This is a genomic window from Lamprocystis purpurea DSM 4197 (assembly GCF_000379525.1).
Classification (GTDB): Bacteria; Pseudomonadota; Gammaproteobacteria; order Chromatiales; family Chromatiaceae; genus Thiodictyon; species Thiodictyon purpureum.
In genome coordinates this window covers 1-22,114 of the sequence record NZ_KB902364.1, presented here as the reverse complement: position 1 = coordinate 22,114, position 22,114 = coordinate 1, and the positions used below count along the sequence as shown (strand labels likewise).

Annotated in this window: 23 protein-coding genes; 11 read left to right on the top strand and 12 right to left on the bottom strand. The window is 63.0% G+C overall.

All coding sequences use genetic code 11. The features are described 5' to 3' along the window. Positions 1-142: 142 nt before the first annotated feature. A complete protein-coding gene (locus A39O_RS0102440) occupies positions 143-1,567 on the top strand; it encodes an ABC transporter permease (protein WP_020503129.1) in 1,425 nt (474 codons plus the stop codon). Positions 1,568-1,571: 4 nt separating this feature from the next. After that, positions 1,572-2,432 carry an Rpn family recombination-promoting nuclease/putative transposase gene (locus A39O_RS0102435; RefSeq protein ID WP_020503128.1) on the top strand — a complete coding sequence of 287 codons (861 nt, stop codon included), beginning with the start codon at positions 1,572-1,574 and terminating at the stop codon, positions 2,430-2,432. Between the two features lie 645 nt (positions 2,433-3,077). Here A39O_RS0102435 and A39O_RS0102430 read toward each other — a convergent pair. Then, positions 3,078-3,635 carry a Uma2 family endonuclease gene (locus A39O_RS0102430; protein WP_020503127.1) on the bottom strand — a complete coding sequence of 186 codons (558 nt, stop codon included), beginning with the start codon at positions 3,633-3,635 and terminating at the stop codon, positions 3,078-3,080. 864 nt (positions 3,636-4,499) lie between these two features. Here A39O_RS0102430 and A39O_RS40210 point away from each other — a divergent pair. Next, entirely contained in the window at positions 4,500-5,594 is a 1,095-nt protein-coding gene (locus A39O_RS40210) for a hypothetical protein (protein ID WP_157639573.1), read from the top strand. A gap of 640 nt (positions 5,595-6,234) precedes the next feature. Here the strand turns inward: A39O_RS40210 and A39O_RS31665 are convergent. The 5 genes from A39O_RS31665 to A39O_RS0102405 all read right to left on the bottom strand — a co-directional run bounded on the left by A39O_RS31665 (position 6,235) and on the right by A39O_RS0102405 (position 8,253). Next, on the bottom strand, positions 6,235-6,675 hold the full coding sequence (locus A39O_RS31665) for a hypothetical protein (RefSeq protein WP_020503125.1): 441 nt from the start codon (positions 6,673-6,675) through the stop codon (positions 6,235-6,237). A gap of 34 nt (positions 6,676-6,709) precedes the next feature. Then, entirely contained in the window at positions 6,710-7,132 is a 423-nt protein-coding gene (locus A39O_RS0102415; protein WP_020503124.1) for a PIN domain-containing protein, read from the bottom strand. Next, the gene (locus A39O_RS31660; RefSeq protein ID WP_157639572.1) at positions 7,125-7,433 is read right to left on the bottom strand and encodes a hypothetical protein; all 309 of its coding nucleotides are present in this window, start codon (positions 7,431-7,433) and stop codon (positions 7,125-7,127) included. The genes A39O_RS0102415 and A39O_RS31660 overlap by 8 nt, the downstream gene beginning before the upstream one ends. 149 nt (positions 7,434-7,582) lie before the next feature. Beyond that, entirely contained in the window at positions 7,583-7,981 is a 399-nt protein-coding gene (gene vapC, locus A39O_RS0102410; protein WP_020503122.1) for a type II toxin-antitoxin system tRNA(fMet)-specific endonuclease VapC, read from the bottom strand. Continuing rightward, positions 7,981-8,253, bottom strand: coding sequence for an AbrB/MazE/SpoVT family DNA-binding domain-containing protein (locus A39O_RS0102405; RefSeq protein ID WP_020503121.1), 273 nt, complete (start codon positions 8,251-8,253; stop codon positions 7,981-7,983). Before A39O_RS0102405 ends, vapC begins: the two co-directional genes overlap by 1 nt. Positions 8,254-8,517: 264 nt before the next feature. Here A39O_RS0102405 and A39O_RS36120 point away from each other — a divergent pair, with 264 nt between their 5' ends. From A39O_RS36120 to A39O_RS0102370, 5 genes are all read left to right on the top strand, one after another. Further along, the gene (locus tag A39O_RS36120; RefSeq protein WP_020503120.1) at positions 8,518-9,216 is read left to right on the top strand and encodes a hypothetical protein; all 699 of its coding nucleotides are present in this window, start codon (positions 8,518-8,520) and stop codon (positions 9,214-9,216) included. 813 nt (positions 9,217-10,029) lie between these two features. Then, entirely contained in the window at positions 10,030-10,302 is a 273-nt protein-coding gene (locus tag A39O_RS0102385; protein WP_020503116.1) for a DUF433 domain-containing protein, read from the top strand. A 153-nt stretch (positions 10,303-10,455) separates the two neighbouring features. After that, the gene (locus tag A39O_RS0102380; protein ID WP_020503115.1) at positions 10,456-10,725 is read left to right on the top strand and encodes a BrnT family toxin; all 270 of its coding nucleotides are present in this window, start codon (positions 10,456-10,458) and stop codon (positions 10,723-10,725) included. After that, positions 10,682-11,011, top strand: a complete 330-nt coding sequence (locus A39O_RS0102375) for a BrnA antitoxin family protein (RefSeq protein WP_322786424.1) — start codon at positions 10,682-10,684, stop codon at positions 11,009-11,011. The genes A39O_RS0102380 and A39O_RS0102375 overlap by 44 nt, the downstream gene beginning before the upstream one ends. Before the next feature lie 294 nt (positions 11,012-11,305). Then, positions 11,306-11,746, top strand: a complete 441-nt coding sequence (locus tag A39O_RS0102370; protein ID WP_020503113.1) for a type II toxin-antitoxin system VapC family toxin — start codon at positions 11,306-11,308, stop codon at positions 11,744-11,746. A 774-nt stretch (positions 11,747-12,520) separates the two neighbouring features. On the opposite strand, the gene A39O_RS37530 is transcribed toward A39O_RS0102370, so the two are convergent. Further along, positions 12,521-12,766 (bottom strand): type II toxin-antitoxin system VapC family toxin, encoded by a 246-nt coding sequence (locus A39O_RS37530; RefSeq protein ID WP_245561741.1) that lies wholly within the window; start codon positions 12,764-12,766, stop codon positions 12,521-12,523. A 24-nt stretch (positions 12,767-12,790) separates the two neighbouring features. Here A39O_RS37530 and A39O_RS0102360 point away from each other — a divergent pair, with 24 nt between their 5' ends. Continuing rightward, positions 12,791-13,021, top strand: a complete 231-nt coding sequence (locus A39O_RS0102360; RefSeq protein WP_020503111.1) for a hypothetical protein — start codon at positions 12,791-12,793, stop codon at positions 13,019-13,021. Positions 13,022-13,113: 92 nt separating this feature from the next. Further along, positions 13,114-13,326 (top strand): hypothetical protein, encoded by a 213-nt coding sequence (locus A39O_RS0102355; RefSeq protein ID WP_245561739.1) that lies wholly within the window; start codon positions 13,114-13,116, stop codon positions 13,324-13,326. A 51-nt stretch (positions 13,327-13,377) separates the two neighbouring features. Here the strand turns inward: A39O_RS0102355 and A39O_RS0102350 are convergent, their stop codons facing one another. The 3 genes from A39O_RS0102350 to A39O_RS0102340 all read right to left on the bottom strand — a co-directional run bounded on the left by A39O_RS0102350 (position 13,378) and on the right by A39O_RS0102340 (position 18,325). After that, positions 13,378-13,977: a Uma2 family endonuclease gene (locus tag A39O_RS0102350; protein WP_020503109.1), complete on the bottom strand. Its 600-nt coding sequence runs from the start codon at positions 13,975-13,977 to the stop codon at positions 13,378-13,380. A gap of 80 nt (positions 13,978-14,057) precedes the next feature. Beyond that, positions 14,058-17,144 (bottom strand): efflux RND transporter permease subunit, encoded by a 3,087-nt coding sequence (locus A39O_RS0102345; RefSeq protein WP_020503108.1) that lies wholly within the window; start codon positions 17,142-17,144, stop codon positions 14,058-14,060. Next, on the bottom strand, positions 17,141-18,325 hold the full coding sequence (locus A39O_RS0102340; protein ID WP_020503107.1) for an efflux RND transporter periplasmic adaptor subunit: 1,185 nt from the start codon (positions 18,323-18,325) through the stop codon (positions 17,141-17,143). The genes A39O_RS0102345 and A39O_RS0102340 overlap by 4 nt, the downstream gene beginning before the upstream one ends. A 129-nt stretch (positions 18,326-18,454) precedes the next feature. On the opposite strand from A39O_RS0102340, the gene A39O_RS36115 reads away from it, so the two are divergent. Continuing rightward, on the top strand, positions 18,455-19,999 hold the full coding sequence (locus A39O_RS36115; RefSeq protein ID WP_020503106.1) for an esterase/lipase family protein: 1,545 nt from the start codon (positions 18,455-18,457) through the stop codon (positions 19,997-19,999). Here the strand turns inward: A39O_RS36115 and A39O_RS0102330 are convergent. Continuing rightward, positions 19,938-20,819, bottom strand: coding sequence for an EamA family transporter (locus A39O_RS0102330; RefSeq protein WP_020503105.1), 882 nt, complete (start codon positions 20,817-20,819; stop codon positions 19,938-19,940). The genes A39O_RS36115 and A39O_RS0102330 overlap by 62 nt on opposite strands. A 60-nt stretch (positions 20,820-20,879) precedes the next feature. Continuing rightward, a complete protein-coding gene (gene dusA / locus A39O_RS31640) occupies positions 20,880-21,941 on the bottom strand; it encodes a tRNA dihydrouridine(20/20a) synthase DusA (protein ID WP_085954678.1) in 1,062 nt (353 codons plus the stop codon). Positions 21,942-22,114: the final 173 nt, after the last annotated feature.

Below are 22,114 nucleotides of genomic sequence, written 5' to 3'. Positions count from 1 at the left end.
GATTCCGGCCACTTGGGCTCGCCGGGTGCGTCGTCAGGCCATCCTGGCCTGACACCGTCAGGGCTGGAAGCCCTGACTACGCACGCCGCTGGCCGGGATTGCGATCAAGGCCTGTTTTTCGTCATTGCCGGGGGCTCGTGCCATGCCCCTGATGCCGGTGATCCTCTGGACCGATGCCCTGGTTTTCCTGCTGGTAATCAGCGCGATCGGGTTCGGGCTCTATGCCGCGCGCCATGAGCATCTGCGCGCGCCCTGGCGGCGGGTGGCGCGTTCGCGGGTGGGCATCGGGACCCTGGTGGTCCTGAGCTTTTACGTGCTGATCGGCCTGCTCGACACGGTGCACTTCCGTCTGCCGCTGGCCGACCAAACCGCCGGTACCGAGACCGGCGCCGGGACCAAGTTCGGCCCGGACGTCTTGAGTCTTTTCGACGCCTGGGCGGCGCCCCTGCGTGAACGCCAGGAAAAGACCTACTCCGCGCCTTTCGCCACCCACTTGTTCGTCAAGGAGGCCATCACGCAGCCCGACGGCAGCGTGATCCGCGACTATCCCCGACTGAACTATGGCGGTCGGCACCTGAAGGACCCGACACAACGCGGCTGGGACATTCTGCGTCTCACCTTGCGCGGTCTGGCGGAGGGCCTGATCGTCTGGGGTCTGATCGCCGCCCAGGTCGTTTGGAGTACGGCACGGGGGCAGGGGATCGGCTTCATGGCCGCACGTGATGTCTTGCTGGCCGGCGGTACGGCCTTTCCCTGGCGGACCGCGCTCGGCACCCTGGCCGTCATGCTGGTTCTCGGCTTCGTCGCCGGTGAATTGGCACTGCGATATCACATTCTGGGCACCGACAAAGTGGGCGAGGATGTCTTTTTTCAGGCACTCAAGTCCATTCGCACCGGCCTCGTCATCGGCACACTCACCACCCTGGTGATGCTGCCCGCGGCCATCCTGCTGGGGATCATGGCCGGCTATTTTCGCGGCTGGGTGGATGACATCATCCAATACCTCTACACCACCCTGAACGCCATTCCCGGCGTGCTGCTGATTGCCGCTGCCATCCTCATGCTTCAGGTCTACATGAGCAACAATGCCGATCAGTTCGAGAGCCTGGTGGAGCGGGCGGATTTGCGGCTCTTGTTCCTGTGCCTGATTCTGGGTGTGACCAGTTGGACCGGGCTCTGCCGGCTGTTGCGCGGTGAAGCGCTCAAGCTGCGCGAGGCGGACTATGTGCGTGCGTCATCCGCGCTGGGAGTTGGTCACTTCGCCATCCTCGGCCGGCATATCCTGCCCAATGTGCTGCACATCGTCATGATTACCCTGGTGCTGGATTTCAGCGGCCTGGTCCTGGCGGAGGCGGTGCTGTCCTATGTCAACATCGGGGTGGACCCAACCATGAACAGTTGGGGCAACATGATCAACAGCGCCCGCCTTGAACTGGCGCGGGACCCCATGGTCTGGTGGTCGCTCACCGCCGCTTTCGTCTTCATGTTCGCTTTGGTGCTGGCGGCCAACCTCTTTGCCGATGTAGTGCGTGACGCCTTCGACCCGCGGCTGCGGGGGGTGCGTTAGTTTCATGGCAACGCGCAAACTCATCAGTTTCGATTGGGCCATGAAACGGCTGCTGCGCAGCAAGGCCAACTTCGGCATCCTCGAAGGCTTCTTGAGCGAGCTGCTCCGCGAGGACGTACAGATCGTAGAGGTCTTGGAATCAGAGTCGAACCGCGACACCGCTGACGACCGCTCCAACCGACTGGATCTCAAGGTGCGCAACCACCGCGGTGAACTGGTGCTGATCGAGGTCCAATACGAGCGCCGGCACGATGACTTGTCGCGGATGCTCTACGGGAGCGCCCGCGCGCTGGTCGAGCATCTGGATGTCGGCCAGTCCTCTGCGAACCTGGTCAAGGTGATCTCGGTCAACATCCTCTATTTCGATCTTGGACACGGGGAGGACTACGTCTACCATGGCACCACGCGCTTTTGCGGTCTGCACAAGCACGACGAACTGGCCTTGAGCCGCGCCCAACGCAAACTGTTTCCGGGGCGTGAGCGCACCCACGAACTGTTCCCCGAGTATTATCTGATCAAGGTCGAGCGCTTCGACGACATCGTCCGCGACACGCTCGACGAATGGATCTACTACCTCAAGCACCAGTCAATTCAGGACGGTTTCTCGGCCAAGGGCTTGAGCGAGGCCAAGGAGAAGCTCGCCGTGCTCGGGCTCGCGCCGGCGGAACGCGCCGCCTACGAGCGCTGGCAGGAGGACCTGCATCTGCATGCGAGCCTGGTCGCGTCGAACTTTGTAGTTGGCAAGATCGAGGGACGCGAGGAACGCACCCTGGAGATCGCCCGAGCGATGAAGGCCAACGGCGTCGCCGCGAGCGTCATCGCCGAGTCTACCGGTCTGGCCCTTGAGGTCGTTGCCGGCCTTTAAGAGAGAACGCAAAGACCGCTCACTGATGCAGCAGTTCCAAATTTGGGTGGCCGCCGCCGGCAGCGAGCTGGCGGCGAGGCTGACGGTGGATGCGCTGCGCTTATCCACCCTACAAAACCGGCGCCGCTGTAGGGTGGATAAGGCGCGCCGCTCGGTGTCAGGAACCCGGCGCGTCGGTCGCGCGCGCCGCATCCACCAGGGGCCGCGCGGTGCCTCCCAAATTTGGAATTGCTGTCACTGATGGCCTGGCCTTGATCATCGTTCCGGCCAAAGCGACCATTCGGATTTGTCCACAGATGTCACAGATGTTCACAGATGAAGAGAATCTCTGTGAACATCTGTGACATCTGTGGATCAGCTTTCCGCCCCAGGGTCTGGCCGGAACGACGACCAACGCCGATGGCCCAGATCGTCCGCTCCGCTGCTACGCATGCCGCCGGCACCAATCACCGACCATCAAAAGATCAGTGTGATTGATACGGTTCCTTCGTCACCGCACCCTACAGCCCTCGGCGTCGCAATCGGGGGTCGGGGTCGCGCCATGAAATCCGATTTCGACTACGACTACGAAGACCGGTAGAGCGGTGCCCGCAGGGCGACCCGCCAATCCCCTCACTTCCGACCCCATCGGCCCTCACGCGTTACTCAGCCGCCGAGGATGTAGCCCACATCGATCGGCACTGCCTCGAAAGGCGGTATTGCGACCCGTGTGGCCTCGGGTCCGGTCACGGTCAGGTCGGCAATGATCCGATACGTGGCGCCGTCCAGCGCATAGGCGACAAGGGTGCGCTCCTCGGGCCAGATCAGCCAGTAATAAGGCACCCGGTGGCGTTGCAGGAGGAGCAGCAGGGTGAGAGTGTCCTTGCGTTCGTGGCCGGGGGAGACAATTTCGCACACCCAGTCCGGTGTCAGTTCCACGATACCGCTGGGGCGTTCCGGCAGGCGTTCGCGGCGCCAGCCGGCGAGGTCGTGGCTCGGGCACTGGTGGGCCTCGTACAGGACACTGATCTCGGTGGCGATCCACCAGCCGCCGGGGCCGGTGGGGCGCCGCAGCGGATGTAGCTCGCCGACCAGATTGCTCTGCGCGAAGGCGTGCTCGGCGCGCGCCATGGGCCGGCGGACGATCTCGCCGTCGATGAGTTCCACCCGCTCGTCCGGGTGGGCGAGAAGGTCGGCGAGCGTGGCCAGTTTCAGGGCTTCCATCGGTGTACCTCGCACGGTGGCAGGCGTTGGCGCGGGGTGCGCCAGGTGCCGGTCGAAGGAGCGCGCGGCGCGGGCCGCAAGGTCAGTTTAAGCGCAACCATGCAACCATGATCGGGGCGCGATGACAACTGAGGTGGCTGGCCCGTCGTGCGCAGGTGGCGCGGTGCCGCACTGGATCGACGGTCAGGTCAGCCTGGCTAACACCCCGACACCGGCAGGCCGCCGTTGGCGCGCAACCCGAGTATCCGGACAGCAGGATCGAGCGCACGATCGCCGCCGGTCGAGTCCCTTGACCGATTTCGGGGCAGCAAACACGTCCTCAGCGGATTGTGGTCGCGGCAGCTGTCGCAGAAAGACCGCGTGGTCTATCGATTCGACGCGGACGGGCTCTTTATCTTCGCAATCGGCGGCCATTACGGTGACCATGGTCGAGTTCAGTCCGGAAACACATCCGGATGGACTGTGCCCGGGAGACATCGACAGTCCGTATCCACTTTTTGTACAAAACCGTGATCCAAGTCACACTGATTCCCTTGTAAAACTTTCATGTGTGGACGAACATAAGCACAGACTGACGGGGTTTAGCCGCCAACCGATTCGGGCATCTCAGGAAAAACCCGCGCCGCCGTGCCGCGGGGGAACGCTTCGCTGGGTCCATGTGGAGCGGCTGACAAGGCGGTGGCGGGGATCTGAGGTGCTTGGTCGGTAAGCGGAATTCAGTCTCGCACCCTAAGTGGCCCGTAGCAGGCTAGCACGCAACGAGCCTGTTTCGACCTAGAACACGTTATGCGCGGCCAAAACCCGCAGGCCGCTCTGGCGCGGACAGTGTTATTCGCCGTTTGTCACATTGAGTACATGAGCAGAATGCTTCCTGACCTTAGCCAAGTTGTCAACCTGTCACGTAGCCAACTCGTCAGCGAGGAGGATGTTAAGAACAAAGTAGTTCTACCGCTTCTTCGGGCACTCGGGTATGAAGACGCGGATTTCAACTTTGAAGGACGCACCGGTCGCGGATATGTTGACGTCGTGCTGGATCATTTCCCTATTGGAATCATTGTCGAGACCAAGGCTCCGGGAAAGCGCCTTGACAGCTACTTGAGCCAACTAGAGTATTACGTGTTCGTTAAACACTCCCATGATCGGAAGGCGACCATGGCCATCCTTACCGACGGAGAGGTGTTTCGCGTTTATGGCGTGACAGAGGCTTTCCGCGCGGGAACATTGCAAAGCTGCGAGATAATCGAGGAGTTCCATCGACGGCAACTGTTGACTAAGGAACTTCGCGAGCGCCTTTGGGGGGTTTTGGCGCGAGAGAACAATGAAAATGGTAATGCGTTAGCAGCAATACCAACATACCTCGAGAAACTTAAAGAAAAGCGAGAACAAGCAGAATCTCGTGCAACAGAATTGTCCGAACTTCGAGCCGAGCGGCAAAGAATCGATGCGCGAATCCGCGAAATCGAGGTGCTTAGTGGTGCTACCGGAGCGGCGGCGTTAGAGTTACTGCCGCGGGGTGTACAGGGCAGTTCGCATAATGACTGCTCCAGTTCTCCGGCTAGCACGCAAACAATCCAAGGCCAAGCGATTCTAATTCGGTTAAATGATCTGCGAAAGGAGCATAATCCAGTAGCTGTGATTCTCCCCGGATTGGAAGAGATCTCTCTAGAACGATCAAAGGATACGCCTTTCACTCAAATGTTCATCAAAATTGCACAGTGCCTTGACAAAGCGCAACTCCTTCCCCCAGGAATCCTAAGGCCGAATCCACGTAATGCGGCCCTCATTACGGACCATTCAGAATCTACAGACTCAGGAGCCACGCGACCACTACCAAGCGGGCGACACCTCAATATCCGGCACAATCGACATCAATTTATCGCGTGCATCAAAGAACTCATTGTCTTAGCAAAAATCGAACCTCAACATGTTCAGGTGCGTATACAGCCAACTGGAGAATAGCAGGGCAACCGGGCAGGAAACCGAGGACGGACCAGAATGGCGCTCAGTTGAGAATCGCCTGGCGATATCAGCGACTTGTGCGAAATCCCAGATCCAAGTTTCTGGAGAATCAGCGACAGTCCGCCAGATTTTTCCGGGAGAATAAGGGGCCAAGAATAAGGGGCCAGGTTCAATTGCGCTAAGAGACGAAAGCAATTGAGCCTGGCCCCTGTTCTCTGGGGAACGCTTCGCAGGGTCCATGTGGAGCGGCTGTCAGGGCGCTGGCGGGGATCTGAGCTGCTTGGTCGGTTCGCGGAATTCAGTTGAGCACCCTAGTGGCCCGTGGCAGGCTAGCACGCAGATGGTCCGTTTAACACGTTAGGCTGGAGAACACACGAGCATGCGAGTCTTTATAAGCTCAACAGTCTTTGATCTATTGGACGTGCGGGCAGAACTTGCTGAGCTACTGGGGGGATACTAGGGACGGGGATACTAGGGGGATACTAGGGACAGACGGGGGATACTAGGGACAGACCACGGTTTCGAGACTTGATCGGCAGTTCGATCTGATTCGCGTCCGGGGGGCTCTTTTTTCGGTCGCCCCGATTTGCCGGGCCATGTACGCCGCCCAATCATCGCGGCGATCTGCCGCTGGAAGCGATCACTGCCCAAGGCAAATCCCCCCGTTGGTCGCGTCGCGTAGCGCCGCAATCTCGCTCTCAGGGATCGCGTCGGCGAACAGACTGCGGTAGCGCGAGCGCCGCTCAGCGTCGCGTTCGCCCAGCGCCAGATAAAGCGGGTGCGCAGCGACAACGGGGTCGGTGAGTCCGAGCGCATTGCAGTGGTCGCTCGACCAGGGGTATTCTTCTGCGGTGGGCACCCTGCGCGCCCGAACCGGGTTGACTTCGATGTCGCGCCGGCAAGCAATGAGGTCGCTGTCGGCTTCGATAACCGAGAAGCGGAAGCGGCCCTCGAAACGCCTCCCTGTTCGGTGGTCGGTACGGTTGATGTACTGAACGTAACGCTGCCCGAGACCCTTCATCAGCCGACCCGGTCCGCGGTTGGTTTCCGGAGTCGCCGGCAGATGAACATGGTTGGTCATCAGGTCAGCGTGAACGCGAACCGACTCTGCACGTTTACCGTTGGTCGCGAACGGCGCGTAGTGACACGACAGTCACCTCGGTCTGTCGGCACATAGGCTTTTCGGGCCCTTCGAAGGTCACGACTTCGTCCGCCGCCCCGACGGCGGCTGCCGCAAGATGCAATGCATCAAGGGCGGAGAGATCGTGGCGTCCGGCCAGCACGAGCGCGTCCTGGACCAGTGCACCGGTCACCGGGATATCCTCGGCGACCGATAAGATCACCTGCATGAAAGCGATTTCGACGGTCCGACGGTCATGGCCCGGTTTGGGTAGAACCTCCAAGCGGACGAAATCGCTGGTGAGGAGCTGGCGCTCTGGGCCATCCAATATGGCACGCGCCCAGCCGCGGGACTCGGCATCGCCGTTCCAGGCCGCAATCAGGATATTGGCCTCCAGATAGGTGCGTCGCTTAGTCATCGCGCTCGCCACGGCGTCGCTCGGCCTCCGCCGGCACCGCGTCCCAGGCCATAGGGTCGGGGAGATCCCCGGTTTGGGCCGCCTGCGCGCGCAACGCCTCCAGTTGGCGCCACAAGTCGGTGCGCGGTGCCGTGCTCTCGTCAATCGGGGCAATCGGCGCGCTTTGGGTTGACGCCAGGGCAATCTCGGGTGGGTCTATGGTGACAGCCAGACGGTGCCGGCCAGGAGAGACGCTGGGCGGCAGGCCCAACACAACACCACGGTGTTTGTCTACTTCGCAATCGAAGGTGAATGTCTGCACGCTCGTCCCTTGGTAAGATTCGCTGTAAGCAGTTGAGCGCGATAGGCTGCCTTGACCGCGCCCCGATCATAACTTGTCGCGACACAGGCCGCAAAGAAACCGAGGACAGATCCTGAGGTATCCCCACTTCATCCGCAGTCAGCCGGTATTCAGACCCAATTTTCGATGGTTAATCCACTGACTCGGCTGAATTCCTCAACATTGTTCGTGACCAGTGTACAACCAAGGTGGCGGGCATGGGCGGCAATCAGCAGGTCGTTGGACCCGATGGGTGTCCCTCTGGACTCCAACGCATTGCGGATCTCCGCATAGACACCGGACGCCTCTTGCGGCCAATCCAGCACCAGACAATAGGCTAGAAAATCAGCCAGGGCAGCGGCGCTGTCCTCCCGTCGCTGACTCTTCTGAATGCCGAATTGAAGCTCCGCCAAGACGATCGCGGAGATCCCAAGCTCCCCGATAGCCACCCGCCGCAGCCGCGCCTGCACCTGTGGGGGATGGTGTTTCATGACGTAGATGCAGGTATCGGTGTCGAGCATCCAGCGCATCAGAGGACGTCCCGGGTCTGGGATGGAGGGTCGTCAATCGCGTCGGGAAAATCCTGCGTCAGCCGCTGCCCCCGCGCAAAATAGTCATCCCAGGAGCGTGGCTTGGGGGTGAGGACGAGACTGTCGCCGTCGCGGCGAATCAGCACCTCGTCGGCGTCGATCTCGAGGTCGCGGGGCAGCCGCACCGCTTGGTTGGTCCCGTTGCGAAAAAGCCTGGCGGTGCGTGGCGGGTCGGCGCCGACGTTGGGTGAAGCAGCGGAATGGTCGATCATGGACGCTCATTGACCTATGTTGCTCGCATATGTTTAGTCTAGCGTTGGTTCGGCGCGGACGCCAGTCGGCTTCGCGAAGAAAGGCATTCGATCGGGTTGCGGCGGGCCGCGCGCAAGCCTACCGGGTGGGCGCGGTCGGTAAACACCGGGGCGACCTTGTGATGATTCCATATGACATCACTGATGATCTGACCGTTACTCCTGTCACCGTTCACGCCACAACGAAGCAGCAAGTGGCATACCGAATCAAAAGCGGAAGGTATAGTGGACCCCTGCGACGGGCTGGAGGATTTGCGGCCCCACAATCTGCTGACTTACAAATCAGGCCAGGAGAGCCTGGACGCGTGGGCGATCGAGGAGCTGATCGGCCATTACGTCAACTACCGCAAGGCGTTCGCGCCGCGGGAGCCGGTCGGTGCGTTCGGGCTCTATGCGGTCACCACGCGCCGTCCCCGCGTCCTGGCTGGGCAAGTGGCGCTTGAGGCGGTCAAACCCGGGGTCTACCGCCTGCCGGTCGTGGGCCGCACCGTGACCCTGATCATATTGCGCGAGGTGGAGCCCTGTCCGCGCAACGCATTGTGGGAGATCCTCAGCTTCGAGGCGGCGAAGGTCTTCGCCGGGGCCGACACCTACCGCTGGCGCCGGGACGACCATGTTCCGATACTTGAGCAAATTTACCAGCGCTACCGCGAGGTGGGTATCTCGATGGCCTATACGTTTGAAGATTTTAAGCGCGAGTGGACACGCGAAAAGTTGGCTGAAATGACGCCGGAGGAGCGGCTGCGGGGGTTGCCGCCGGAGGAGCGGTTGCGGGGGTTGCCGCCGGAGGAGCGGTTGCGGGGGCTGTCGCCGGAGGAGTTGGTTCGCAGTCTGCGCCCCGAAGACCGGCTACTCGGACTCAGCAACGAGGAACTTGTTCGGCTAAAAGACCTGCTGGAGCGCCGGACATCCGGCCAGCGCTAACCCTTGCGCTGTCTGCCTGCTCGTACGATCAGCTATTGGGAAAAGGCGGGTCCGAGGCCGTCCCATCCGCGGCAAGCGGCACCGCCGGGACCGTGACGTCGGGGGCCGCCGCCGGCACGACGGCCACCTGCAAATAAGCAGGCGAGGTGCCAAGGTAACGGGTGAAGCCGACCTTATCAGCCGCCCCGGTCCGTGGTCGGTTTCCGGCGTCGCCGGCAGATGAACATGGTTGGTCATCAGGACGTCAGCGTGGACGCGAAGCGGCTCGGTTGCCGCGAGAGTCATCGACGCGGCGAACAACGCGCGGTCATCTGACTCGGAACAGCGTTTCGGGGCAACCTCTAGGAGCATATAGCAAAAATGATCGCCGACCATCAGCCACCGAACGTCACGGCCAGCGACGACGCCGACTTCGTGGTCATCAGCGCCGAGGATTGGGAGTGCGAGCAGGAAACGCGCTAAGTCCTGCAAGACCGCTCACTGATGGCCCAGATCGCCCGCTCCGCTGCGACGCACGCCGCCGGCACCGGTCACCGACCACCACAGGATCAGTGCGATTGATGCGGTTACTTCGTCACCGAACCCTGCTGTCCGATAAGCAATCATCACCCGGCGGGGCATTGGCCATCGCCGCCGGTCAGCCTTTGCTGCTTGCTTAGTCCGCGGGGCCTTGGTCATCGTTCCGGCCACTGGAGGTCGAGGCTTTAGCCGGTCCGGCGCGCAGACACCAATGATTTTTTTTGAGATCTCGGGAATCGCTACCGGCGAAAGCCTCGGCCTCCAGTTGCGGACAGGCCGACTCCGGCCGAAACGATGATCAAGGCCGTCCGCGGCGAGAATGACGACACATCTGATCTGGAACGCGACATGAACGCACAATTGGTGATCGTTGATCCGGAACGTCACAGCGGCACCCCCGTTTTTGCGGGGACGCGCGTGCCAATCCAGATTCTGTTCGACCACTTGGAAGCCGGCGACCCGTTGGAGGTTTTCTTACAGGATTTCCCATCGGTCAGCCGGGATCTGGCCATCGCGGCGCTGGAAGAGACGAAGGCCGCCTTGCTCACTGATGCGCATCCTGCTTGACGAAGACGTTCCCCGACGCCTAGCACCGTTGCCGATTGGGCACGAGGTCATCACGGTGCCGCAGGCCGGCTGGTCGGGGGTCAAAAACGGCAAACTCGATGCAGCGTCAAGAATCCGATTGACAAGTCAGCAGAATGCATATACATTTTGCCGATGATCGCTTGGGATGAGTCAAAGCGAAGGGAAAACCTTCATAAGCACAAGATTGATCTATCCGATCTGGAGCCGGTTTTTGACTATCCAATGATCACAACTGAAGACAACCGTGAAAGCTACGGTGAACTGAGGCTGCAAAGCCTGGGCATGTGGCAAGGCAAAGTTGTCTTTCTGGTTTGGACTCCGCGCGGCGATGACGTCGCACATTTAATCTCTTGCCGCTATGCCGACCGCAAAGACGCCGATGAGTACTTCCGCTCGATTTAGCCCGTCTGAAATTGAAGCTGCAAAGGCAGCTGCGCCTACCTCGTCAGCAGATAATGGCAGAGTCGATTGGTGCGATGCAACCGTTACTGCGGGTGGCGGCGTGGCAGCCACCATTTCAGCGTTGCGGCGAAATCGAGGACCAAACAAACGTCCCCCGAAAGAGCAGGTCGCTATCCGGCTGGATCCTGAAGTTGTCGGTGCTCTTCGGGCTAGTGGTCCGGGATGGCAGACGCGAGTTAACACAATCCTAAAGGAATGGCTGGCCACCCATCCAGTTAAAAGCTAACCGTCGAAGGCGGAGTGGTCACTGAGGCTAACGGGAGGCGAACGGGGTCAGTAGGCCATCGAACGGCTGGACCTAGCCACGGGAAACCGGAGACAGACTCGAATGGCGCTAAGCTAAGCACGAGACCAACTTAAAACAGTGACTTAGTCGGTTGGCAAGAGCAATAGGGGACAGCCCACGATTAATTATCCTTTTCCATTTGGGAGCAATCGGGGAAAGACCACAGCTAACTTTATTTGTCTGGTTTGGCAACTCCGCCTGAAGGTTCACATCAGATAATTCGAAAAACACTGAATGAAGATTTATTTGGACGTTTGTTGTCTCAATCGCCCCTTTGACGACCAAACACAGGACCGGATTCACCTGGAATCGGAAGCGGTCATCGCTATTCTGAAGAACTTGGAAGCCGAAAACTGGATATGGATCAGCAGCAGCGTTGTGTTGTTCGAAGTGAATCAAGCTCCAAGCCTGGACAGGCGGCGTCGTTTGTTAAAGCTTTGCGAACAAGCCACTTCCATCATAACGCTGGATGAAGAAATATTCGCCGCCGCCGCGACTCTGAAGAGCGTCGGCTTTAGGTCATATGACGCCCTGCACTTGGCTTGCGCCAGAAAAGCTGGCGTAGACGTTTTCTTGTCGACAGATGACAAGCTGATTAAAAGGGCGGCCCGGAAGAAAGCGACAGTAAGCGTTAGGGTTTCTAATCCTTTAACCTGGCTACAGGAGATTATTTAGATGAACGCGCAAGGAATGACATTGGATCAAGTGAGGGCCATTGGCATAGATGCCCTGAGCCGGAGCCTCGGGCCTGTTGGCATGATAAGATTCTTGCAGCAAACGGAAACGGGGTGGGGCGATTATACAACCGAAAGAGAAAAATGGCTCAGCGATCCAGACTTAAGAGAACTGTTCACTGCGATCAAGGCTAGCGAAGGATCAACTCGGCACGCCGAATGACGCCGCCAGAGCGCAACGCCTATGAAAAAAAGAGAAATTCCGGGACAGTACGGCCTGCCAAGGCCGCATGTTCTAGCGGGTGAGCGTCCCGCCTGGGTCATCGTGAGCCGCGAGCCCAGTGTATCGCGCCTTGCGGCGTAGCCGGTAACGGACGGGTCGATGCGTAGGCTGATGCGCAGGCGAGGTGCAAAGGTCACGGGTGATGCCGACACTGAAGGTGTTGAGCCCCGAACGTTTTTGTTGGCGAGTGCTGACGGTTTTGTCCCGCCGGTAGGCAACGAGGCGCTGCGCGATAGCGAGCGGCGCCGGTACTCCCCGGGGTCCGAGGCCTTGTCGAGGCCTGACATTGAGAAGACGTGGTCACCAGGGAGATTCAAGCACCGGTCCCTGCGATGCGGGCACCCATGAACACGTGTAAGAGCGAGGACATGGGCAGCGGTGCTTGGAAGTCGGAGCCATCCATCGCCGCGTCGATGCCGGGGCGGCCTTGGTCATAAACCCGGCCGCCGCGCGATCGGCACGGTCGTCGGTCCGCACAGCGGACCCTACAGGTCACGGCGTTACTGTGAATTTCTCAACATTGTTCGTGACCAGTGTACAACCAAGGTGGCGGGCATGGGCGGCAATCAGAAGGTCGTTGGACCCGATGGGTGTCCCTCTGGACTCCAACGTATTGCGGATCTCCGCATAGACACCGGACGCCACTTGCGGCCAACCCAGCACCAGACAATAGGCTAAAAAATCAGCCAGGGCAGCGGCGTTGTCCTCCCGTCGCTGACTCTTGAGCAAATTTACCAACGCTACCGCGAGGTGGGTATCTCGATGGCCTACACGTTTGAAGATTTTAAGCGCGAGTGGACACGCGAAAAGTTGGCTGAAATGACGCCGGAGGAGCGGCTGCGGGGGTTGCCGCCGGAGGAGCGGTTGCGGGGGCTGTCGCCGGAGGATCTGGTTCGCGGTCTGCGCCCCGAAGACCGGCTACTCGGACTCAGCAACGAGGAACTTGTTCGGCTAAAAGACCTGCTGGAGCGCCGGACATCCAGCCAGCGCTAACCCTTGCGCTGTCTGCCTGCTCGTACGATCAGCTATTGGGAAAAGGCGGGTCCGAGGCCGTCCCATCCGCGGCAAGCGGCACCGCCGGGACCGTGACGTCGGAGGCCGCCGCCGGCACGACGGCCACCCGCAATAAGGCCGGGAACGCCGCCGTCTCTGCCGTGGGAGCCGAGGTCGTGGCGAACCGCGGGGAATACCTGCTGTGCCGCACAACCGATGAGTATAAGGGGCGCACCACGAGCTACTACACCTGCCGGGAGCGCCGCTGCATTGGTCAAGAGCTTGCGGGACAGCAACTGCAATGAGCGCAGGGTCGCGCGAGGTCGCCCAAATTTGGAATTGCTGGGTGGACGCGGCTAGTCTTGCGTTGTCGCAGCGAGCGTAGCGAACTCGACCTTGTCATAGATCTCGGCCAGCGGCAATGCGGTGTCAAAGGCCAGTAACGGAATGGAGCCGCGTGGATCGTCGTAGGTCGAGAGCAGCCAGTCGCCGCCGGGTTGGCGCAGGAAGAGTTCGGCACTGATTCGGTGCTGAGACAGTAGCAGATAGGCCCGCAGGCTGGGGAGTGATCGGTAGTAACCGAACTTGTTCCCCCGGTCATAGGCTTCGGTGCTGTCGGAGAGGACCTCGACGATCAGGCCGGGGTTGATGATGACATCCCGGTGGTCGTCCCAGAACAGCCGCTCTCCGCAAATCGCCATAACGTCCGGGTAGGTGCCGAGGTTGGCGGACTCGATCCGGACTTTCATGTCGCTGGTGTAAACATAGCAGGGACGGCCCTTGAAGCGGTTGCCCAGTTCGCGCAGCACGTTGCCGCAGATCAGGTTATGGGCCTCGGTGCCGCCCGCCATGGCGAAGACCTCGCCGTCCACATATTCAGTGCGGCCCTGGTCCGCCGCCCGTTCGGCGGCGAGCCAGTCCGCAAAATGGAGTTGGAGTTTGGGTTGAACGGACATGGTTTAAGTTCCTGGTCGGGGCGGCAAGATGTTTGATCGGCCGCGACGCTTGATGTCTTGAATCCGGGCTTCGCCTGGCGTCACACCGTCTGGGCTGCTTCCGGGCCGTCCGGCGCCGGACGTGTGGGATGACCTCCGAACCAGGTCACATAGAGGGTCGGCAGAAACACCAGCGTGAGCAGCGACGCGACCAGCAGCCCCCCCATGATGGCATAGGCCATGGAGCCCCAGAACACCGTCGGCGCGATCGGGATCATGCCGAGCACGGTCGAGAGCGCGGTCAGCATGATGGGGCGGAAGCGCGAGACGCTGGCCTCCACCACCGCGTCCCAGATCGTCTGGCCCGCGGCCCGCTCGGCCTCGATCTGGTCGATCAGGATGACCGCGTTCTTGGCGATCATGCCGATCAGGGCCAGAATGCCGAGAATGGCGACGAAGCCGAGCGGTTTGCCGGACAGCAGCAGCGCGGCGACCACGCCAATCAGGCCCAGCGGCACCAGACTGAGCACGATGAACAGCCGCGCAAAGCTCTTGAGCTGGAAGATCAGCAGCGAAAGCATTAGCAGGATCATCAGCGGCACCACCGCGAAGACCGAAGCGCGCGAATCGGTACTCTCCTCGACCGAACCGCCGAGTTCGATGCGGTAACCCGTGGGTAGGCTGGCGTTCAGTTCGGCGATGGGCGTCTCCAGGTCGGCGACCACGGTCTCGGGCATCGCGCCCGGTGCCACGTCGGCCTGGACGGTCAGCGTCGGCACCCGGTCGCGCCGCCAGACCAGCGGAAAGTCCTGACCGTACTCGAAGATAGCGAACTGGCTGAGCGGGATGGTGCGTCCATTGGCCAATGACACCGGCAGGGTGCGCAGGGTCTCCACAGAGAGGCTTTGCCCGCCCAGTTCGCGCGCCACCACATTGACCAGATAGATGTCGTCGCGGACCTGCGTAATGGTGGTGCCGGAGATCGTGGTGTTGAGTGCGGTCGACACCGCCTGACTGCTCAGACCGAGCTGGCGGGCCTGATCCTGGTCGATACGGATGCGCAGTTCCCGCTCCGGCTCCATCCAGTCGAAGTTGACCCGGCGCGTCCCCGGATGGGCGGCCACGCGATCGGCGAGCTGCATGGCGATGTCGCGCAGCTTAATGGGGTCCGGACCCAGGACGCGGTACTGCACCGGCCAGCCGACCGGCGGCCCCAATTCCAGTGGCGAGACCCGTCCCACCACCTGCGGAAACTGTTCTGCCAGCAATTGTTCCAGCCGTGGTTGCAGCCGCTCGCGGGCCTCGATGTCCTTGGTGACGATCACCGCCTGGGCGAAGAAGGGATTGGCCAACTGCACATCGAGCGGCAGATAAAAGCGGATGGCGCCCTGGCCGATGTAGGTGCTCCAGCGTGCGATCTCGGGCGCGAACTCGGGGTCATCGCGCAGGACTTGCTCGAAGGTATCGACCAGCCGCTCGGTCGCATGGATCGAGGCGTTCTGCGGCAGCCGTAGATCGACCAGCAATTCGGGGCGATCCGAGGACGGAAAGAATTGGCGCGGGACCTGGCCCAGACCGATGATCGCCGCGACGAAGATCGCGAGCGTCAGGGCGATGGTGAACCAGCGGGCGCGCATCGCGAGCGTCAGCAAGCCCCGGTAGATCGCCACCGTGCGGTTCGGCTTCTCCGCTTGACCGGGCTTGGGCGGGCGCAGCAGCACCATGCCGATCAAGGGGGCGAAGACCATGGCGACGAACCAGGAGGCGATGAGCGCGATGCCGACCACCGCGAAGATCGAGAAGGTGTATTCGCCGGCGGAACTCTGGGCGAAGCCGATCGGCACGAAGCCGGCGATGGTGACCAGAGTGCCGATCAGCATCGCAAAGGACAGGTGCTGGTAGGCATAGGTGGCGGCGGCCACCTTGTCGTCGCCCGCGGCTAGCCGGCGGCTCATGGCGTCGATGGTGGTCATGGCGTCGTCGACCATCAGCGCCAGCGCGATGATCAGGGCCCCCAGCGAGACGCGCTGCAGGTCGATATCGACGATGTCCATCAGCGGAAAGACCACCGCGAGTGTGAGCGGAATGGCCACGGCGACGACGGTCCCGGCGCGCACCCCGAGCGCGACGAAGCTCACCACCAGCACGATGGCGATGGCCTGCCACAGCGATTCGGTGAACTCATTGATGGCCAGGTCGACCGTCAACGGCTGATCCGCCACCAGCCGCGGCTCGATGCCGTGCGGCAGGTCGGCCTTGATCTTGTCGATGGCGTGCGCGACATTGCGGCCGAGCGCCAGGGTGTCGCCGCCGTCGCGCATGGCGATGGCCAGGCCGATGGCGGGTTCGCCGTTGATGCGGAACATCGGCTGGGGCGGGTCGCTGAAGCCGCGGCGCACCTCGGCGATGTCACGCAGCCGCAGCATCCGGTCACCGATGGCGAAGGTGACCTCGGCGATGTCCTGCTCGGAGCCGAAGGCGCCGGTGACCCGCAGGGCAATGGATTCGTCGCTGGTGCTCAGCACGCCCGCGGGGCTGACGATGTTCTGCGCGCGCAAGGCCGCGATCAGCGTACTCGGGTCGAACCCCAGCCCGGCGAGCCGCTCGGCCGAAAAATCGATGAAGATGATCTCGTCCTGGGCGCCGAGGATATCGATCCGCGACACGTCGGGGACTTGCAGCAGTTCGGAGCGGACACCCTCGACGGCATCGCGTAACTCCCGGTGCGTGAAGCCGTCGGCGGTGAAGGCGTAGATGATCCCGAAGGTATCGCCGAACTCGTCGTTGAAGAAGGGGCCGACGATTCCCTGCGGCAGGGTGTGGCGCATGTCGGCCACTTTCTTGCGCACCTCATACCAGGCGTCCGCGACCGCTCGGCCTTGGGTACTGCCGATCAGATCGACGAAGATGGTCGTGGTGCCGGCGCGGGTGAAGCTGCGCAGGTTGTCCAGGTTCGGGACCTCCTGCAGGGTGCGTTCGAGGCGCTCGGTGACTTGCTTGATCGTCTCGTCCAGGGTGGCGCCGGGCCAGACCGCCCCAACCACCATGGTGCGGAAGGTGAACGGCGGGTCTTCCGCGCGGCCGAGCTGGTAGAAGGAGCTGATCCCGGCGATCAGCGCGGCGAGCATGATAAAAATGGTGACCGAGCGGTTGCGGATGGCCCACGCGGAGAGGTTGAAGCCGGTCATGGTTTCGCCTCGGGTTTGGCCTGCTCGACGGGGACCGGGCTGGGAGCCGGGGCCGGGCTGATTGCGGCGCTCTCCCCGAGCAGCCGCACCTGCTGGCCAGGGCGCAGGGTCTGGACGCCCGCGGTCACCACCAGTTCGCCGGGCTCCAGACCCTGGGAGACCAGCACCCGGTCGAGTTCATAGCGCACCACATCGACGTTGCGCAGCGCCACGGTGTTCGACTCGGGGTCCAGCGTCCAGACCGCCGGTGCGCCGCCGGTCGCGGTCAGCGCCGCGGTCGGGATCTTGATGCCCGCGGTCCCGCCAAGCGCGATGGCGCCGGTGACGGTGGAACCGAGCCGCATCGCCTCCGGCGGGGTGGCGAGACCCACTCGGACCTTGAAGGTTCGCGTCACCGGGTCGGCCTGGGGCGAGACCTCGCGGACCCGGCCGGTGGTGGTGACCCGGGGGTCGCTGCTCAGGGCAACGGTCACCGTGTCCTCGGCCGACGCGGCTTCGATCACCCGCGCCGGTACGTCGAAGACCGCATCGCGCCCACTCTGGCGGGCGAGCCGCACGATCATGGCGCCGGCCGCGACCACCTCACCGGGTTCGGCCCCACGGGCGGTGACGGTGCCGGGTCCATCGGCGACCAGGGTCGTGAAGCCGAGCTGGTTTTCGGCCGTGTTGACCTGGGCCTGGACGGCGTCCACCTGGGCCTGGGCGGCGTCGCGCGCTTCCACCGCGCGATCGAACTGGGCGCGGGCGACGAAGCCGCGAGCCAGCATGGGCTGGTAACGTTGCACGGTGTTGCGGGCCTCGACCAGGCGCGCCCTGGCGCCGGCCAGATTGGCGCGGGCCGCGTCCACGGCGTGACGCTCGTTCACCGCGTCGAGGCGGGCGATCACCTGACCCGCCCGCACCCGATCGCCGACGTTGACGGTGCGCTCGATCAACTGGCCGCCCACCCGGAAGGCGAGGGCCACGTCGTCCTGGGCCTGGATGTTGCCGGTCAGGGTCACGGTCTCGCCGCCGGGCAGCTTTTCGACGGTCAGCACCCGCACCGGGCGGACCGGTTCGGGCACGGGTTGGATCTCTTCGCTCGGTTGGCAGGCCGCCAGGACTGCGGTCAGGACGAGGGTGCCGGACCAGCGGCGTCCGGCCCGGAAGGCGAGGTGCGTCGTGCAGCAGTGGATGGACATGTCTGACACTTCCTAGAGAACACCCAGGTGAGTTGAATCGCGTGCGGAATCGTAGCCTAATTCCGTTACCTGTTCCTACCATTCCCGCATCGGCTGCAGCCCGCGGCTGGATCGATGAACTGTAATACCATGTGCCTAGCCATCCTGTTTCAACGCCCGGCGGGTCGACTCGCGGGACTCTGCATCGGTCTGCTGCTCGGCGGCTGCCAAGCGCTGGTACCGTCTCAGACGCCATCGATTGGTCCGCGTTTGGACGCCGCGGTGCAGGTGCTGGCCGCGCCGGGCAGCAGCGAGCGGGCACGCGCCGCTGCCGCGACGGACTATCGGGAGCTGGTCGCCAGCCGTTTGCCGAGTCTGCTGGAGGATGCGGCCCGGCCGTCCGACATCTTGGGCCCGACGGTGCCGGCGCAGCAGGTGCCGCCGGGCGTTCAGGCGCCGGATGCCTTCACCGATCTGCGGCCGGTGACGCGTCCGCGGGTCACCGTTCCCGGCTTGCATCGGTCCGGCCTGGGCTTGCCGACCATCGCCCGCCTCATGTCCACCGATCCCAACGCCCCGCGGGCGGGCTACCAACTCCCGCGGACGCTGATCGCACTGCCCGCGGACCCCGCGGCGACCTGCTGCACCGCGGCACTGGTGCAGCCGGACCAGATCCGGTCGGTGCGCACGGCCCACGGCCAAACGGCTGTGGCGATGGACCTGGAGGCGCCCCTGGATGCCACCCGCGCGACCGGGCCGAGCCTGCTCTCGGGACTCGTCAACCTGGTGCGGCCGGGCCGCTTCACCGGACAGCCGCGCATCGTCTTTCTGGAACCCTTCGATCCGGTCAAACGTCCACTGGTGCTGGTCCACGGGCTGATGTCGACGCCGCAGGTCTGGGCGCCGCTGGTCAAGGGCCTCCTCGCCGATGATCAGGTCCGCGCCAACTATCAGTTCTGGTTCTATTACTATCCAACGGGGAAACCGGTGCCGATTTCCGCGCTCCAGTTGCGCCAGGCGCTGGACGATGCCGTGACCCGGTATCGGCCCAAGCAGCCTATGGTCCTGATCGGCCACAGCATGGGGGGCATCCTCTCTCGCGCCCAGGTGTCACGGGTGACCGTGGAGGACGCCGCGACCATGGTTCCGGACATCGGGACCCTGCCCGATTACAGCGCGACGCGCCGCGCCCTGGTCTTCGCGCCGCGGACCGATGTGAGCCGGGTGGTCTTCATGTTCACCCCGCATCGGGGCAGCCGGCTCGCGACCAGCGGTCTGGGTGCCTGGGGGACGCGCTTGATCCGGCTGCCCGACACGCTGTTGCGCGAGTTCGGCGCCCTGGCCGACAGCCTCGTCGGCTCCTATGGCGGGCGTCTGCCGAACAGCATCCATGGGTTGTCGCCCGAGTCGGCCTTTCTGCGCGTCCTGGATGCGACCACGCCGCAGGTCCCGGCCCATACAATCCTCGGCGACCGTGGGCGCGGCAACCTGGCGGCCAGCTCGGATGGGGTGGTCACCTATCGCAGCGCCCATCTGCCGAGTGCCCAATCCGAGGTCGTGGTCCCCAGCGGGCACAGTGGCGTCGGCCATCCGCTTGCGATTCGTGAGCTGCTGCGCATCCTGCATCAGGAACTCAAAGCAGGATCAGCGCCACCCCAGCCACCATCAGCGCGCCGGCCGGCAGCCGCCGGATGAGACCAGTCTCCCGAAAGAGCAGGGCGCCATAGAGGATGCCGAACAGCAGACTGACGCGTTTCACCGCGATCATATAGGCCACCTCGACCTGCGCGATGGCCAGGAAGTGGGTGTAGGCCATGATTCCCATGAGTGCGGCGACCGTGAGGACGGCCCAGGGCCGACGGGCGAGCTTGCGAAACATGCCCGGCCGCGGCACGGCAAAGACCAGCGTGACCGTGAGACCCAGCACCCCGAAATAGAATGGCCCGAACTGCTCCGGCGCCATGTACTGCATGGCGCCCTTTCCCATGGTGGAAGTCAACGCGAAGATGGCCGCGGTCGCCAGCATCATCCGTGACCCCGGTTGCTCGACAACGGCCCGGAAGGGCTCGCCCCAACTGCGCCAGTCCTGGGCTTGCGCCCGCTCGCCATTGAGCAGCCAGGCCCCGGCCACCACCAGGAAGACGCCGCCGGCCCCTTGCAGGGTGACCGCCTCGCCGAGCAGGACCCAGGCGATGCCCATGACGAACACCGGGGTAAAGGCCAGGTAAGGCAGGGTGAGCGATAACGGATGGTCGCGGATGGACTTCATATAAAACAGCATGGCCAACAGTTCCAGCGGCACCAGCGCGGCCAGCCACCACCAGAAAGCGGCCGGCAGCCCCGTGAGCGGCGGCAGGTCCCACAGCAGCGGAGACAGCAGCAGCCCGGTCAGGCCGAGCCGGACCACCGCCAGTTCACGGGCCGAGAACTCTTGGAGCCACGCCTTGGTCGCCGCATCCGCACTCGCCAGGGCAAGCGCGCAGAGCAGGGTCAGCGGCAGCCAGTGCAGCAGCATGTCGGCCCGACCGTTGGGTTCAACCTGTGAAAACCTGTAGATCGCTTTCCGGCAATCGCCCTAGGTGCGGTCATATGCGGACTGCTGATCGTCGCTCGTAGCGGCGTGTGCAGGATCGGGCGGCAGGGCGGCGGTCAGCACCTCCGGCCCGGCGCCGGGTCGATGGGCGTGCTCGCTGATGTGTCGACGCCAGGCACGGGCGCCGGGTTGGCCCTGGAAGAGCCCCAGGAGGTGCCGGCTCATGGCTCCCAGCGGGACACCGGTTTGAAGTTGCCGCTCGACATAGGGAAGAAAACGCTCGAGTACCTCGTGGCGGGTCGGAACCGGGGTTGCAGCGCCATAGATCAGGCGGTCCGCTTGGGCCAGCATCCAGGGGTTCTCGTAGGCCGCCCGGCCGATCATGACACCGTCCAGATGATTCAGGAAACCGGCCGCCGCGTCCAGTGTCAGAATGCCGCCATTGATGGCGACGCTCAGTGCCGGAAAGTCCGCCTTGAGTCGGGCAACCACATCGTAGCGCAGCGGCGGGACCTCGCGGTTCTCCCGCGGGCTCAGACCCTGGAGCCAGGCCTTGCGGGCGTGCACGATGAGCGCGTCGCAACCGGCCGCGGCCACGGCGGCGACGAACGCGGCCAGTTCCTCGTAGCTGTCCCGATCATCGATCCCGATCCGGCACTTGACTGTCACCGGCAGCGCGACCGCGTCTTTCATGGCTGCTACACAGTCCGCCACCACCTGGGGTTCCGCCATCAGGCAGGCCCCGAAACGCCCGTTCTGCACCCGATCCGAGGGGCAGCCCACGTTGATATTCACCTCGTCATATCTCCAATCCGCTCCCAGCCGGGCGCATTGGGCCATGGCCCGCGGGTCCGCGCCGCCGAGTTGGAGCGCCAGCGGGTGCTCCGCCGGGTCGAACCGCAGGTGCCGATCCTGATCGCCGTAGATCAGGGCACCGGTGGTGACCATTTCAGTGTAGAGCAGGGTGTGTCGGGTGATCAGCCGCAGGAAATACCGGCAGTGCCGATCCGTCCAATCCAGCATGGGGGCAACCGACAACCGCGACGCNTTGAATTTGCTCGGATCGCCCGTCGTTGCTGGATTTCCTTCCGCNTTATTCGTCATCATTTAGCACTATTCAGCATTATTCGTTTGCGTTCGGTGCGACGGGAGTGCTACAAGCCGCGCCTTGTAGCACCGACACGAGCNAGCACACCCATGGCTACCATCGTAGCGCGCCAACGCGCCGACGGCACCACCGCCTACACGGCACAGATCAGGCTGAAGCACGGCGGGAA

Coding starts and splice junctions, on each gene's coding strand:
- A39O_RS0102440 (WP_020503129.1), top strand. CDS start 143: ATGCCCCTGATGCCGGTGATCCTCTGGACCGATGCCCTGGTTTTCCTG.
- A39O_RS0102435 (WP_020503128.1), top strand. CDS start 1,572: ATGGCAACGCGCAAACTCATCAGTTTCGATTGGGCCATGAAACGGCTG.
- A39O_RS0102430 (WP_020503127.1), bottom strand. CDS start 3,635: ATGGAAGCCCTGAAACTGGCCACGCTCGCCGACCTTCTCGCCCACCCG.
- A39O_RS40210 (WP_157639573.1), top strand. CDS start 4,500: ATGCTTCCTGACCTTAGCCAAGTTGTCAACCTGTCACGTAGCCAACTC.
- A39O_RS31665 (WP_020503125.1), bottom strand. CDS start 6,675: ATGACCAACCATGTTCATCTGCCGGCGACTCCGGAAACCAACCGCGGA.
- A39O_RS0102415 (WP_020503124.1), bottom strand. CDS start 7,132: ATGACTAAGCGACGCACCTATCTGGAGGCCAATATCCTGATTGCGGCC.
- vapC (WP_020503122.1), bottom strand. CDS start 7,981: ATGCGCTGGATGCTCGACACCGATACCTGCATCTACGTCATGAAACAC.
- A39O_RS0102405 (WP_020503121.1), bottom strand. CDS start 8,253: ATGATCGACCATTCCGCTGCTTCACCCAACGTCGGCGCCGACCCGCCA.
- A39O_RS0102385 (WP_020503116.1), top strand. CDS start 10,030: ATGATCAAGGCCGTCCGCGGCGAGAATGACGACACATCTGATCTGGAA.
- A39O_RS0102380 (WP_020503115.1), top strand. CDS start 10,456: ATGATCGCTTGGGATGAGTCAAAGCGAAGGGAAAACCTTCATAAGCAC.
- A39O_RS0102375 (WP_322786424.1), top strand. CDS start 10,682: ATGCCGACCGCAAAGACGCCGATGAGTACTTCCGCTCGATTTAGCCCG.
- A39O_RS0102370 (WP_020503113.1), top strand. CDS start 11,306: ATGAAGATTTATTTGGACGTTTGTTGTCTCAATCGCCCCTTTGACGAC.
- A39O_RS0102360 (WP_020503111.1), top strand. CDS start 12,791: ATGGCCTACACGTTTGAAGATTTTAAGCGCGAGTGGACACGCGAAAAG.
- A39O_RS0102350 (WP_020503109.1), bottom strand. CDS start 13,977: ATGTCCGTTCAACCCAAACTCCAACTCCATTTTGCGGACTGGCTCGCC.
- A39O_RS0102345 (WP_020503108.1), bottom strand. CDS start 17,144: ATGACCGGCTTCAACCTCTCCGCGTGGGCCATCCGCAACCGCTCGGTC.
- A39O_RS0102340 (WP_020503107.1), bottom strand. CDS start 18,325: ATGTCCATCCACTGCTGCACGACGCACCTCGCCTTCCGGGCCGGACGC.
- A39O_RS36115 (WP_020503106.1), top strand. CDS start 18,455: ATGTGCCTAGCCATCCTGTTTCAACGCCCGGCGGGTCGACTCGCGGGA.
- A39O_RS0102330 (WP_020503105.1), bottom strand. CDS start 20,819: ATGCTGCTGCACTGGCTGCCGCTGACCCTGCTCTGCGCGCTTGCCCTG.